This window comes from Arthrobacter sunyaminii (assembly GCF_018866305.1).
Classification (GTDB): Bacteria; Actinomycetota; Actinomycetes; order Actinomycetales; family Micrococcaceae; genus Arthrobacter_B; species Arthrobacter_B sunyaminii.
This window is the reverse complement of the sequence record NZ_CP076456.1, coordinates 1,899,560-1,913,590: the sequence shown is the minus strand read 5'-3', so window position 1 is coordinate 1,913,590 and position 14,031 is coordinate 1,899,560. Positions and strand designations below refer to the sequence as shown.

Below are 14,031 nucleotides of genomic sequence, written 5' to 3'. Positions count from 1 at the left end.
CCGCTATGCGGGAGCGGTGGACAAATCAGCAATCCGGCCCACGTAATCGCTAGCCAGCTCGTAGGTGCGGGCAACGGCAAGAATGGTGGATTCTTCAAAGGGGCCGCCAATGATTTGCATGCCCAGGGGAAGTCCTGAGGACGAGAATCCGCAGGGCACCGATACCGAGGGCAGGCCGGTCAGGTTTCCCGGTGCCGACAGCCGGACCATCGCATCCGTAGCTGTCTCTACGGTCCCGTCGGGCCAGTAAACCTGAGGATCATCCGCGGCGACGGCCGGGGCAGGAACCGACGGCGCAATCAGCACATCGATATTGGCGAACATCTGCTCCCACTCCAGCTTCATGAGCTGCCGCATCCGGAGCGCGTCAATGTAATCCGTGGCCAGGATGGTTTCTCCTACCTCCAGCAGCGCACGCACCTCGGCAGTGTAAAGCTCAGGGTTCGCCCTCATGGCGTGCCGGTGATAGGCGCTGGCTTCGGGCATCAGAATCCCCCATTCAGCGGCCTGGATACTCTCGGCCCGTGGGATCCGGACCTCAACCACCACTGCGCCAAGTCCCTCCAGCAGCGTCACGGCATCGGAGACTGCCGCCGCAACTTCAGGGTCAACACGGTCCGTGAAATAGTTCGTGGGGACACCGATCCGCAGCCCCTTCACGCCTCGCTCCAGCCCGGCGGTGAAGTCCGGCACGGGAAGATCCACGGAAGCAGGGTCGCGGCGGTCGTAGCCCGCCATGGCGTTCAGTACCAGGGCGGCATCGGTGACGTTGCGGGTCAACGGCCCCACATGGTCCAGGGACCAGGACAACGACGCCACACCAAACCGCGAGGTGCGCCCGTAGGTCGGTTTCAGCCCAACCGTTCCGCACAGGGCTGCCGGAATCCGGATGGAACCGCCGGTGTCGCTGCCTAGAGCCACCAGGCAGGATCCGGACGCGACGGCGGCTCCTGAGCCGCCGCTGGAACCGCCGGGACTGGCGTTCACATCCCAGGGATTGCGGGTTGTCGGTGTAACCACGCCGAAGGCAAATTCATGTGTATGGGTTTTACCGACCAGAACCATTCCCGCCTCGGCAAGTGCTGTGACGGCGGCACTGTCGGTCTCGGGAATGAAATGCTCCCTCACCCTGGAACTCGAGGTGGTGGCAATCCCTGCCGTGTTATAGAGATCCTTGACGCCCAGCGGGATGCCGTGCAGAGGTCCTCGGCGCCTGCCCGCAGCGATCTCCTCCCCTGCCGTCTTAGCCTGCGCCAACGCCAAGTCCGCGGTCACGGTGGCAAAGGCGTGGATTTGCGGTTCGACGGCGGCAATCCGGTTCAGCGAGGATTCAGCCAGTTCCAGCGGCGACAGCTCTCCGGCACTGATGGCAGCGGAGGCGGCGGCGAGTGAAAGTTCGTACGGTTCCATGGTCTGTTCCTACTTCCAAGCGGCGCTGAAGGCGGAGGCGGGAGGTGTTTCGCCCAGGTCCTGACTGCTCAACGTCCTCAGCAGCGCGTGAATCGGTGCCGCCGCTTCCGCCAGGGCAAGGGCACGCTCGGGACTGAGATCCAATCCCGCCAGCGCTGCCATGCTGCCGAAGATCTCAGTGTTTTGATCAGGTGTCTGCATCGTGATCCTCCTGGTTGCCGGGGACCGCGGTCCGGCGTGCTGGCCGGTCACGGTCTGGAAGGCACAACCTACCCGCAGCAGGACGGATTAGTCATAGGACTCACCGTCTTACGTGCCGGTTGGGAATCCTCCGCGGATGCTTCCAAGCCCGTCCTTCCTGAGGTGTACTCATCTGCGCGCCACCTTCCGGTGAACGCTGTAACGGCCGTCCCGTGCAGGCTCAGAAGGGCCCTGCGGTCACGGACACGAAGCCAACTAGTCCTCGACGCTGCGGATCACCCGGGCCGGGGATCCGACCACCACGGACCGGGCCGGCACATCCTTGGTGACCACGGCTCCGGCGGCCACAACGGCGTCGTTACCGATGGTCACCCCCGGCAGCACCGTGACGTTGGATCCCAGCCAGACATTCCGGCCAATCGTGATGGGCCCCGGATGCATGTCCGCCCGGCGGCTGGGCGACAGATCGTGGTTAAGCGTTGCCAGGACGGCGTTGTGACCGATCAGGCAGTCGTCGCCGATGCTGATTCCGCCCTGGTCCTGGAACCGGCAGCCGGAATTGATGAACACCCGTTTGCCCAGGGTGATGTTTCTGCCGAAATCCGAGGAAAACGGCGGGAACACGGCAACGGTTTCGTCCACCGATTTGCCGATCAGCCGGGACAGCAGCTCCCGTACCTGTTCCGGTTCGTGGTAGCCGCTGTTGAGTTCGCCGGTAATCCGCAGGGCGGCCTGGCTGGCATGGTGCATGGCCTCATGCAGAGGCGAACCAGCCGTTACGGCCTCACCGGCGTTCAACGCTGTGAGCAGTTCATCAAGTTCCATTGGCTCAGTATGCATTGAGCACCAAGCTGTCGAACAGGAGTGATGCAGCCAGCCGAACCGAACGCCGATCTGCGGCTCTGGAAGCGGCGGCCCGCGGTCACACCATGCGCTGATCCGGAGCCGGGAATGATTCCCGTCCCCAAGGCGCCGGTATACAAGGTTGCCTCTAGACGGAGATTGCCCTGTGCGCCAACCTGTGGTGGTAGGGGTCGCCGGGAAGAAGCAGCGGAGGCCGGACTTTAGCGTCGTCGTTCCCTGACAACTGTGAGGCCGCATGAGTGATCGTGAGCCACCCGGGTCATCCGGACTTGCCAGGCCAACGCGGATTCTGCTGACCCTGGCGGCTGCCGGTGGTGCCTGCTGGACGGTATGGGCAGGCCGATCGCTCCTGGGACCGCTGGTGCTGGCCGCGGCGCTCGTCATTATCGCGCTGCCCGCACGAAAACCCTTGGACCGGCGCGGCACCCCAGGCTGGGTAGGCACGCTCGTCGTCGTGTCAATCTCGTGGGGAATCCTGCTGGTTCTAGCCGTGCTGGTCCTTCTGGCCCTGGGGCAGTTCGCGCGCATTCTGGCCGACTACGCCGGCCAGCTGCAAGAGAGCGCCGAGACGCTTGAGTCGTTTTTCCGAAGCCTCGGATTCAGCACCGTATCGATGGACGACTTAACGCGGGCAATCCAGCCCTCTGCACTCCTGACGACCGTTTTCAATGCCGGCACGCAACTGCTGGGCCTGGGCACGGCCGTCTTTTTTGTCTTCGCCTACGCGATGTTCCTCGGGATGGATGCTGCACGGTGGCAGAATCCCCCGGCCGAGCTAGCGGAGGCGAGCAGCCGGAGGCTGCAGGCCTTCAACCGGTTCACCACCGCAACCAACCGGTACTTCCTCGTCAACTCAATATTCGGGCTGATCGTCGCGGTGATTGACGGACTCGCCCTCTGGGTCCTCGGCGTACCCGGTCCATTCGTCTGGGCGGTGCTCGCGTTCGTCACCAACTACATCCCCAATATTGGTTTCGTCCTGGGCGTCGTGCCTCCCGTCGTGCTCGCTGTCGCCGTCGGCGGCTGGGAGCTGGGACTGCTGGTGCTGGCCATTTACTGCATCGCCAACGTCACCCTCCAAGTGCTGATCCAGCCCCGGTTTGTGGGGGAATCAGTAAGGCTGAGCGTCACGCTGACCTTCGCCTCGGTGGTTCTTTGGACAACCCTGCTGGGAGCGGTTGGCTCGCTGCTGGCTGTGCCGCTTACCCTCTTTGCCCGCTTCCTGATCATCGGCGGGGATCCCGGTGCGCGCTTCGCGCAGTGGATCAGCGGCGATGACGGCCCGGAGGATCCTCAAAGTCCTTCACGGCCCGGATAGCCGCCACCGCCCGGAGGAACCCCACATAGGGGAAGCAGTGCACCAGGGCTGCAACGATCACCGTCTTTGAATGCCCCACCTGCAGGCAGGACGCACCCGTACGTCAGACCGGCACACGTGTTTCGCCCGGTGCGGGAGCCTTTCCAGGACCGTGTTTTCCTGCCCGCCGGCGCACCGACGCTGCGAGCCAGATCAGGCAGCCGCCGCCTAACATCAGACCGACGGCGGCCAGCCAGCCCCACAGGCCCGGCACGTACATGGCCAAAAACCAGACCCGCACGTCATCATTGCCCGTAATCTTCAGCAGCAGCGGCACCAGGCCCTGCGGGATGGCCGCCAGCGGGCCAACGGTCCAGCCGATCAGCACCACGGCGGCGGCCTGTCCGGTCAGATCCGGCTCGGCTTCCGCGGAAGCCGTTGCCGGAACGGCGCGGCCGGCACGCATCAGCTGCAGGATTTCGGGTCCCGTCCGTTCCAACCGGCGGACGGCTGCACGGCCCAGGCTCCAGGCGAGGAGACCACCGGTCGCTGCTCCCAGTCCGACGCCGGCCCACTGCAGCACCGGGTTTTCGAAGCGTGCGCCGGCCAGAACCACTGCCAGGCCGGGCACCGGCGGCAGCAGGGCGGCGAAGAACAGGGCGATCGCCTGCCCAACACCCTCGCCGCCGTCGGCGGGATTCTCTGTGCGTTCGCGGGGATCCGGCCGGGGAGCGGGCAACGCCACCGAGGCGTACGCAACCAATCCGGCACCGCCTCCCACTGCTGCGAAGAGAGCGGCCAGCACCCAGGGCCAGGCCCCCTCCACTGAGCTTGCTGCCGTTAGCGCAATGGTTGCCAGCAGTGCAACGGGGCCGTAGACAAGCACGAAGGCTCCCTGACGGGCACGGATATCGGCGCGCTCGGACCCGGATTGCAGGGTCAGCCAGATCCCGGTTCCGTCGAACGAATACAGATTTGCCGCCAGACTGACAGCCATGACCACCATCATGGTCCCGGCCCAGGGGAGCAAGTCCACCACACCGAAGGTCAGCGGCAACACAGCGGTGAGCAAGCCCCAGACCACCGGCGTGGTGAGCGCCGTAAACCGGGCAGGATCCCGCCACCAGCTGTGCAGCTCCTTTCCGAGGATTGCACCTGCGGCGCCACCGGACAGAACTCGGCGCCGTTTTCGCCGGGCTGAGCCGCGGACAACTTCCCGGTTGCCGCGGGTTCCACCCAGCGTTGCGATCCACAGAGCCAGCATCGCACCCCCGAGAACCATCATCCCCATGACGATCAAGCCCGCCGCCGGCCATTGTCCCCGGGCCGCGGACTCCACCGCAGCAAGTCCCCAGGACGACGGCACCCACCGCAGTGCCTGCGTCACGGACTGCGGAAATCCCTGCTCAAGAACCCCCGAGGCGAGCAAACCCACCAACAGCATCCAGCCCGATTGCGTGAGCACAAGCACCACGGCCAACAGCACGCCGTTGAGCGCGGCCCCGGAACGGGCCCGGGCCAGCCGTCCCAGCTGGATGTGGGCTGCCCGGGACATCAATACCAGCAGCACGGCTTGAAGCGCGGCCACCGGCAACGCCAGCACTCCCACCCACAGCCCTTGATGCGAGGCATAAACCACAAGACTGGCGAATAACAGTACCGTCACCGCAAACGTCGGGGCTGCAAAACCAGCCACGAGCAACCCTCCCACCAGCCTGTGACGGGGCAGTGGCAGCATCGCCAGGTGTACCGGCCGCAGCGGGGGCGCAGACCATACCGGACCCACCAACCACCCGACCATCCAGGTGAGATAGGCGACGGCGAGCAGGTCCGCCACCAGCGATGCCGGCCTCAGCGGCAGAGCTGCCAGCACCACGGCGCCTGCAGCCAAAGCAGCGCCGATCACCGCACCACTCCATGTCCAGAAGGCTCCGGAGACGCTGGCCGAGTTTCGCGCCAGCGCCCACCTCATCCGGATCAGGTCCCCAACCACGACAGTTCTTCCGCGCCGCCGCTGCCCGGGTCCGTCAGGGCAACCACGGCTTTTTCCAGCGATCCGGCGCCGCGAACCTCCTCAAGCGCTCCTCCAGCGATGACCTCGCCGTTGGACATGACAGCCACGGTGTCGCACAGTTGCTCCACCAGTGCCATGACGTGACTGGAGAGCAGCACAGCACCACCCCGGGCGACATACCGGCCGAGGATCCGTTTCAGGCTCAGTGCCGACACCGGGTCCACAGCTTCGAACGGTTCGTCGAGCACCAGGACCCGGGGATTATGCAGGAGCGCGGTGGCAAGCCCGATTTTCTTGCGCATCCCGGTGGAGTAATCCACCACGAGGGTACGTTCTTCTCCCAGCAGATCCATCACCTGCAGCAACTCTTCAGAGCGGGTATCCACTATCTCTGCTTCCAGCCCCCGCAACCGGCCGAGGTAGTTCAGCAACTCGCGTCCGGTGAGGAATTCCGGCAGGGCGAGGGCGTCCGGCAGCACCCCCAGGTCCCGTTTGGGTTGGAGTCCGCGGTGCCAGACGTCGGTCCCGAGCACTGCTGACGTCCCCGCGTCAGGGCGCATTAGCCCTACCGCCATCAACAGAAGGGTTGTCTTACCGGCCCCGTTAGGTCCCACTAACCCGAAAAAGGAGCCGGACAGAACCTCCAAGTCCACTGAGTTAACGGCGATCTTCCCACCGAAGCTCTTGCTGAGTCCGCGGATGGACAGGGCGGACGCGACGTTCATGTCCAATCCCCCGGGCTCTTGTTATCCAAACAGGCGCAGCGTCCCGTCCATCTACTCAACCGGTTCAATGTAACCCTCATCCAGTTCTCCCGCCGGCTCCAGCGGGATGTCCACGCGGCCGCCGGGACGGAGCTGGAACAGGGCATTCCCCACCCGGATCCGGACCGGGGGCAGATTACCCGGAGCGGCCGATACCCGCAGGACGGTGCGTTCCAAGCTGATATCCAGCAGCACCCCGCGGTAGCGAACCCGGAAGGACACCCGCCGGAGCCCTGAGGGCAGCCTGGGGGTGAAGACCAGGTCCCCGGATTCCATCCGCAGCCCCGCAAAGCTGCGCTGCACGACGTCGATGGTTCCGGCCATGGCGCCCAAGTGCACTCCGGTTCGGGTTGTGCCGCCCTGGGTATCGTCAAGGTCTGCGTCCAGGGCGTCCCTGAACGTGTCCCACGCGCGTTCCGGATCGGAGGCGGACAGAACGGAGGCATGGGCGACCCGGCTGAGCGTGGAACCGTGAATGGTCCGGGACAGGTAGTAGTCCACCATTGCCCGGATCTGTCCCGGCCCGACGTCGTAAGCCATCCGCCGCAGGAGGCGCACCAGGTCCTCTTCACCCAGGACGTAGAGCAGCATCAGCACGTCGGCCTGTTTGGAGAGCTTGTAGCCGTTGGTGCTGTCTCCCTCCGAAGCAAGGATCAAATCCAGCCGTTCGATGTTGCCGTAGCGCCGCCGGTAATGCTCCCAGTCCAGCTCCTTGAGCCGGCCGTATCCTTCGAACTGACTGATCATGCCGTCATGCAAAGGGACGTAAAGCCGCCGGCCCAGCTGCTTCCAAAACGTCAGTTCGGCCTGGGTAATCCCCAGCTTCTTGCGCAGATACTTGCTGTCCTGTCCGTGCAGTTCCTTGAGGATCCGTGCCGGGAGGGCGCACAGCCAGGCGGCCATGATGTTGGTGTACGCGTTGTCATCCACCCCGGAGCCGGGGTGCTCCGGGTAACCGTCGTGGTACTCGTCCGGCCCCACCACGCCGCGCAGGTGGAACCGTCCGTCCTCCCCCGTTTCGGCCATGGACGCGATCATCCGGGCGACCTCCACGATGATCTCCGCTCCGCGGCTGATCAGCCATTGACGATCCTCTGTGGCCTGGAAATACTGCCAAACGTTGTAGGCGACGGCCAGGCTGCCGTGGCGCTGAAGCCGGGAGTTGTCCCTCATCCATTTCTGGGAAAACCTGTTGTACAGCCACCGGGGCGTTTCTTCGGTTCCATCGCTGCCGCTGCGCCAGGGGAACAGTGCGCCGGCCAGCCCGGCCGCGCGGGCCGTATCCCGGGCGGCGTCCAGACGGCGCCACCGGTAGTTCAGCACCGAGCGCGTGATGGAGGGCAGCCGCGAGGTGACCAGCGGAAGGACAAACAGATCATCCCAAAAAATGTGTCCCCGGTAGCCTTCCCCGTGCAGTCCGCGTGCCGGAACACCCACGTCCAGTTCCTCAGTGATCGGGGTGAGCACCTGCAGCAGGTGGAACACATGCAGGTTCAGGACCAGCTGCGTTTGACCGTCCGCGTGCAGGTCAAGGCTGAACAAATGCAGCAGCCTGCGCCAGGCAGCCTGGTGGCCGGCAAGGATTGCGGTGAAGTCAGCCGGGGTGCGGGCGAGCACGGCGTGCGCTCCGGAGGCCGGCGTGGAAATGGCCCGGTCATGGGAGGTGACGACGGCGGCGGTTTTGAGGACACTCAAAGGCTTTCCACCGCGCAGCTCCCCGCGATGGTACTGCAGCCAGCGGGAGGAATCCGCTCCCGCCCCGGATGCTCCGGGCAGCGGGCTGCTGTCCACCGGGGTGTCTGCGCGGAAGGTGACCCGCACGGCAACAGCGATCCGGATCTGGCTTTGCGTGGTTTCAGCTTCAACGCTTTCCGTGCCGGACTGCAGGTCAACGGCAAGGGTATTGAGGTGGCGGTTTCCCAGCGAGGCGTCCTCGGCCACATTCGCGTTGCGGATGTCGTGATCAATCCCTGTCCTGAACTCCACCGGCCCGTCCCACCCCCGGGCAGTCACCGTGGTCTCCAATACGGCGAGCGCGGGAGAGGCCATGGACACGACGCGCTGCTGGACAACGTCGAGCCGCCGTCCGTTCCCGTCCTCCAGCAGGACACGGCGGGTCAGGACGGCACGTTGCATGTCCAGCGACCGGTGTTCCCGCCGCAGAATCAGCCCGCCTTCGGACCACCAGCCGCCGGAGCCAAAGCGAAGGTCCACCGGAAGCCAGTTCGGCAGATTCACCATGTGCTCGTTCCACGCCGTCTCACCGCCGATGGCCTCCGGAACACGGTTAAAGATGCCCGCAGCGTAGGTTCCGGGATAGTGAATGGAGTCCGCACGGGCTTCGGGTGCTGTTCCCCGGGTTCCCATCCGGCCGTTGCCGAGCGTTGTCAGCGCCTCCCGGTGCCCCTCGTGCCAGGGATCAAAACCGTCGTAAATCAGCTGCCAGGGGTGGGACAGCACGAGGCCGATGTCCAGTTCCCCGGGATCCCGGAGCACCAGATCCGCCCCGGCAGTTTCCAGCTGGGTGCGCTGTTTGGCCCGGTCAATGCCGACCACCAGTCCGAACCCGCCGCTGCGCGCGGCTTCAACGCCTGCGGTGGAGTCTTCGATCACCACGGCCTGCGAGGGGCTGACGCCGAGACGGCGTGCGGCTTCGAGGAACGTCGCGGGGTCCGGCTTGCCCTTCAGCTGCAGGGCCGCCGCAACAGAACCGTCGACGACGGCGTCGAACTTGTCCTCCAGCCCCGCCGCCGCGAGGACGGCGGGCGCGTTGCGGCTGGCCGTAACCAGGGCCACCGGCACCATGTCCGTGCGCAGCCGGTCCAACAAACCCACCGTTCCGGGATAGGCACGAACACCGTCCTGCTGAAGGGCGGCCAGGAACAGCACGTTTTTGGCCGACCCCAGGCCGTAGGCGGTCCAGGACCAGGGCGCGTCATCCGGGGACCCCAGGGGAACGTCCACTCCGCGGGAGCGGAGGAACCCCAGGACTCCCTGTTCGCGCGGGCGCCCGTCAACGTAGGCGTAGTAGTCGCTGTCCTGGAAGGGGCCGCCGGAGGCTGCTTCGGCTCTCCTGTCAGCGAGGACGGAGTCGAAGAGGGCTTTCCATACTGAGCGGTGCACCGAAGCTGTGTCGGTGACGACCCCGTCCATGTCAAAGATGACGGCCTGATACCGCAGGGGTGTCACCGCGGCAGGCAGCGGCAGCGCGGGTGACGGGACGGCATCCGGCCGCGGTTCAGCGGGCATCGGCCGGTGAAGCGGCTATGTGGAGGACGGCGGCTCCGGAGACCCGGTCAGCTGCCAGGTCCGTCAGGGCACGGTCCGCCGCGGAGAAGGAGTACGGCGTGGTGCTCACGCGGACGGGGATTCGGGCCGCGAGCTCCAGAAACTCGTTGCCGTCCTGCCGGGTGTTCGCCGTGACGCTGAGCAGCCGGCGTTCCTGAAAAAGCTCCGCGTCGTAGTCAAGCTCCGGAATGGCGCTGAGGTAGATGCCGGCCACGGCAAGGGTCCCGCCGCGGTCCAGGGCGCGGAGGGCGGGCGGCACCAGCGTTCCAGCCGGGGCGAAGAGGATTGCCGCATCCAGGAGAACGGGAGGTTCATCGGTTGTTCCGCCGACGGACGCCGCGCCCAGTTCACAGGCCAGACGGCGGCCCTTCTCTGAACGAGTCATGACATGGACCTGAACATCCTCGAACATGGCAACCTGTGCGGCGAGGTGGGCCGAGGCACCAAAACCGTAGATGCCCAGGTTCCCGCCGGGCCGGATCCCCGACCGGCGCAGGGCACGGTAGCCAATGATCCCTGCACACAGCAGGGGTGCTGCTTCCTCGTCGCTGAACGTATCGGGCAGCGGGTAGGCGAAGCTCTCCGGAACCGTGGCCAGCTCAGCGAACCCGCCGTCGTCGTCCCATCCCGTAAACCGGGGAGTGAGGCAGAGGTTCTCCCTCCCGCTGAGACAGCACCGGCACCGGCCGCAGGTGGACCGCAGCCAGGCTATGCCCACCCGCTCACCCCGGGAGAAGATCGTACAGCCAGGACCCGTCCCAACCACCTCGCCCACGACTTCGTGCCCGGGAATCACCCCGTGCCGTTTTGGCGGCAGGTCTCCTTCGGCCAGGTGAAGGTCAGTCCGGCAAACACCGCAGACACGGACACGGACCAGCAGTTCCCCGGGTCGCGGCACCGGATCCGGGCGCTCGCCGCAAACCAGCGGCCGGCCGGCAGCTGGACCGGTCAGCGGGCCGGGATCATCAACCCACCAGGCGCGCATGTTCCTCCCTATCCGGCCGCAGGGATGTACGCGGATTATCGGCCCGCCCCCGTCCTGCAGGTGATTGCCAACTCTAGCGGCGTGAGCGTCCGCCGGACAGGTTGCCCCGCCCCGACGGGTCCTATCAGGAAAGGTTTGTGTTCTCCCCCGCCGAATCCCAGAGACAGGCATACGCTGGAAGGGGCGGTGTTCCCCTGTTCACAGCACGCCTGACCTGCGGTCCTCACCCGCCCTCCTGACGGGTGCAGCGGCGCCGGAAACCGAGTGAATCCGGCGTCTGCCCCTTCCGCTATGCAGGGAGTCGTTTACCCTGCATTGCCACAAAAATGCAGCACCGGAACCGAGATCAAACGAGGCAGTCATGGCAGGAAAATTCGAGGTCTATCAGGACAAGTCCGGCGGGTACAGGTTCCGCCTGAAGGCAGGCAATGGCGAAGTCATCGCCTCGTCGGAAAGCTATAAGTCCAAGGCATCGGCGCTGAAGGGCGTGGAATCCGTCCGAAATAACGCCGCGTCCGAAATCACGGACCTGACGGCCGTCGCGACCTAGGCGGCCCTGGACCCCTTTCGGGCCTACTTCGGATTTGAGTACATCACCATCAGAAGGCACACCGCGGAGAACCCCTGTGCCAGCAGGAGCACACCGGGGGCATAACCCAGGAACAAGCCCAGCAGCAGCGGAACCAGCGCCAGCAGCGTGGTGTCCAAACCCCTGATCATGGCCCCGGTCTGAGCCGTGGGCACCGGACCGAACACGGTGTCCACCGGCGGAGCCGTCCAGTCCGGCTGGACCCGATACGCTCCCCGCACGGCCGACGCACCAAACCCCACGCCTGCCAGCGCGCCCAGAGCAATCAACTCCGGGCTGCCGGCACCCAGCAGCACCAGCACGGCGCAAAACAGAGCGGACCACAGTGCAAGGGCAGCTGCGGGCAAAGCCGTCCGGCTCAGCCGCACCGTGCTCAGCGACAGCGGCAGCAGCAAATCCAATCCCGGCATGATCGCGGTCCGCCGCGCCAGCGCACCCAGCGCCGGAACCACCGCAAACACCGTGGCGGCGATCAGAGCCAGCTGTACCGGAACCGGTTGCCTCCCGCCGGTCAGCAGCAGAGTCATACACAGCAAAAGCAGCAGCACCGGGCGGACCCACAAACCCGGTGTCCGCAGGAAGGCAGCGGTATCGGCCCGCAGCAGCGCGCCAAACGGCGTCCGGCCGCCCTTCGCATACCAGCGGCCGGCGCGTGCGGAAACGACGACGCCGGGATCCGCGGACAGGGCACGCGCCACCTCGTTCGGGTCCATGAGATACACCGCTGCCCCGGCATGCCCGGACACCGCGCCGCCGCGGATGAGATCCCGGCCCTGAATATCCCCCAACCGGGGCCGGCCGACCAGCCACAGCGCGACGGCGGCAGCCAAAGTGACGAGCGCAGGCCCCCACAGGCCTGCTGCGGCCTCCCGGGGAACAAAGCTCAGCACCGCCAGCAGCAACAGACCGGGCAGCTGGCCTGACACCATTCGCCGGGCCAGCCCGGGCGCAGTCCGGCTTACCCCCGCCGGTGTCGCAGTTGCCGGTCCCCCAGATGTGGCGGGTCCTGCCCCGACCTGCCGCAGGAGCGCGAGCAGCACCGCGCAGACAGCAGCCAGGCCAAACGCCGCGGCTGCTCCGAATTGTCCGCGCACGCTGGCTGCAAGATCCGTGATGAAGCCGAACGGCAGATACAGTACAGATGCTCCTGCCCAGACCAGGACCAGGCGGCGGATCAGCCGTCCTGACACCATGCGCCGCCGGTCCAGTGGCAGGCTCAGCCACCAGTACCCTTCGGGTCCGCTGACCGCGGCCGGACCAAGTTTTCGGGCCACCACCATGATCGCCGCCAACGCGGCGAACAGCAGCACGGTCGGTGCCGCGCCGTCGGGCAGGGAGAACGACGGCGGGTCCACCAGGGTGCGCCCCGCCGAGTCCGCGGACCAGGCCAGGGCTACCTGCTCGCGCAGCGCCAGGACCAGCCCCGCCGCGAGTGCTCCGATCGTTCCCGCAGTCAGGAGAGCTGTGTAGACATCAACGAAGACATCCCGGATCCGGCTCCGGCCCCGGGTGTAAGCGCGGGATGCCTGCCGCGTGAAGCGAACAGGATCGAAAACTGTCGGTGCCGTTCTGACGGCGGCTCCGGAGGTCATCGCTAGCGTCCCGCGATTTCGGAAGCGGCACGGTCGGGGGCGATCTCGCGGACGTCGTCGTCAATCAGCAGGCACCGGCCGGCAGTGGCCAGGAGCAGCGCCGGGTCGTGAGTGACCAGCAAAACCGTGCCCCCGCCGTCGGCGTACCCATTGATCCGCTCCCCCAGACGTTCGCGCATGACCGGGTCCAGACGCTGCTCGGGTTCGTCCAGGATCAGCAGCGAGGAGGGCCGGATCAGGGCGGAGGCCAGCAGCAGGCGGCGCCGCTGCCCCGATGAGACGGAGGCGGGAACGGCGTCGGCGCGCTCCTGCAGGGCAAAGAAGTCCAGTTCGGCGTTCACCGCTTTGTCCGGGTCCGGAACGGAGTGTCCGCGGGCCACCAGCTGGAGGTGCTCGCGCAGCGAGAGGGAGGGAAAGAAGGCGTCCTCATCGAACAGGGCGGCCACCTGGCGGCGGAACGGAAGGGCGTCTTCATTGACCGGCAGGCCGTGCACCCGCACCTCGCCGTCGAGCATCGGCTGCTTTCCGGCGATAGTGCGCGCCACTGTGGATTTGCCGGCCCCGTTGAATCCCACCACGCCCAGGATTTCGCCGGCCTCCGCCTGCGCCGTGACCGGGCCGCACACCGGCGCACCGCCGTATCCCACGGACAATTCGGATATCTCGAGCACAGCCCCCACTGAAGTCATGCGACCAATCTAGCGGACGGGACAACGCGGCCAGGGGCCGCGCAACATCCATGCAGAACTCCGCCGGTTGTGGTTGGGTGGCCTGATGGATGAATACGTAAGCACAGGAACGTTCTGGTTCACGGTAGCCCTGATCAACGCCGGTCTCGCCGAACAGAAGAACCGCTCCCGGTGGAACTGGTTCCTCGTTTCCCTGCTGCTGGGACCTTTTGCGACGCTGCTGATCGTCGTGTGGCGGGCGCCGGAGCCGGTGCCCCCGTCCATGACCCGCCGCGGCGGATGGCAGGAACCGGCCGCGGATCGTTAGCCGGCAGCGCCAGGAGCGTCTGGACGGCTGG

General features: G+C 66.2%; 12 protein-coding genes. 3 read left to right on the top strand and 9 right to left on the bottom strand.

Annotation, left to right across the window (positions count from 1 at the left end; genetic code table 11):
• Positions 1–3: 3 nt before the first annotated feature.
• The 3 genes from KG104_RS08545 to KG104_RS08535 form a co-directional block, all read right to left on the bottom strand.
• Positions 4–1,410, bottom strand: coding sequence for an amidase (locus KG104_RS08545; protein WP_207346728.1), 1,407 nt, complete (start codon positions 1,408–1,410; stop codon positions 4–6).
• A 9-nt stretch (positions 1,411–1,419) separates the two neighbouring features.
• A complete protein-coding gene (locus tag KG104_RS08540) occupies positions 1,420–1,611 on the bottom strand; it encodes a hypothetical protein (RefSeq protein ID WP_207346727.1) in 192 nt (63 codons plus the stop codon).
• 255 nt (positions 1,612–1,866) lie between these two features.
• A complete protein-coding gene (locus tag KG104_RS08535) occupies positions 1,867–2,436 on the bottom strand; it encodes a DapH/DapD/GlmU-related protein (RefSeq protein WP_207346726.1) in 570 nt (189 codons plus the stop codon).
• 274 nt (positions 2,437–2,710) lie between these two features.
• Here KG104_RS08535 and KG104_RS08530 point away from each other — a divergent pair, with 274 nt between their 5' ends.
• Positions 2,711–3,793 (top strand): AI-2E family transporter, encoded by a 1,083-nt coding sequence (locus KG104_RS08530; RefSeq protein WP_207346725.1) that lies wholly within the window; start codon positions 2,711–2,713, stop codon positions 3,791–3,793.
• 103 nt (positions 3,794–3,896) lie between these two features.
• On the opposite strand, the gene KG104_RS08525 is transcribed toward KG104_RS08530, so the two are convergent.
• From KG104_RS08525 to KG104_RS08510, 4 genes are read right to left on the bottom strand one after another with little or no spacing between them, the layout of a single operon-like run.
• Positions 3,897–5,765, bottom strand: coding sequence for a hypothetical protein (locus KG104_RS08525; protein ID WP_207346724.1), 1,869 nt, complete (start codon positions 5,763–5,765; stop codon positions 3,897–3,899).
• Positions 5,750–6,511 (bottom strand): ABC transporter ATP-binding protein, encoded by a 762-nt coding sequence (locus tag KG104_RS08520; protein WP_207346723.1) that lies wholly within the window; start codon positions 6,509–6,511, stop codon positions 5,750–5,752. Before KG104_RS08520 ends, KG104_RS08525 begins: the two co-directional genes overlap by 16 nt.
• A gap of 51 nt (positions 6,512–6,562) precedes the next feature.
• Positions 6,563–9,799: a beta-phosphoglucomutase family hydrolase gene (locus tag KG104_RS08515; RefSeq protein WP_207346722.1), complete on the bottom strand. Its 3,237-nt coding sequence runs from the start codon at positions 9,797–9,799 to the stop codon at positions 6,563–6,565.
• Positions 9,789–10,823, bottom strand: a complete 1,035-nt coding sequence (locus tag KG104_RS08510) for a zinc-dependent alcohol dehydrogenase family protein (RefSeq protein WP_207346721.1) — start codon at positions 10,821–10,823, stop codon at positions 9,789–9,791. The genes KG104_RS08515 and KG104_RS08510 overlap by 11 nt, the downstream gene beginning before the upstream one ends.
• 361 nt (positions 10,824–11,184) lie before the next feature.
• On the opposite strand from KG104_RS08510, the gene KG104_RS08505 reads away from it, so the two are divergent.
• Positions 11,185–11,373, top strand: a complete 189-nt coding sequence (locus tag KG104_RS08505; protein WP_104054420.1) for a YegP family protein — start codon at positions 11,185–11,187, stop codon at positions 11,371–11,373.
• Positions 11,374–11,396: 23 nt separating this feature from the next.
• On the opposite strand, the gene KG104_RS08500 is transcribed toward KG104_RS08505, so the two are convergent.
• Complete coding sequence (locus KG104_RS08500) at positions 11,397–13,004, bottom strand: DUF6297 family protein (protein WP_207346720.1); 1,608 nt, start codon at positions 13,002–13,004, stop codon at positions 11,397–11,399.
• Positions 13,005–13,006: 2 nt separating this feature from the next.
• Positions 13,007–13,693 (bottom strand): ABC transporter ATP-binding protein, encoded by a 687-nt coding sequence (locus tag KG104_RS08495; protein ID WP_237686807.1) that lies wholly within the window; start codon positions 13,691–13,693, stop codon positions 13,007–13,009.
• An 85-nt stretch (positions 13,694–13,778) separates the two neighbouring features.
• Here KG104_RS08495 and KG104_RS08490 point away from each other — a divergent pair, with 85 nt between their 5' ends.
• Entirely contained in the window at positions 13,779–14,000 is a 222-nt protein-coding gene (locus KG104_RS08490) for a hypothetical protein (protein ID WP_104054423.1), read from the top strand.
• The last annotated feature ends 31 nt before the right edge of the window (positions 14,001–14,031 follow it).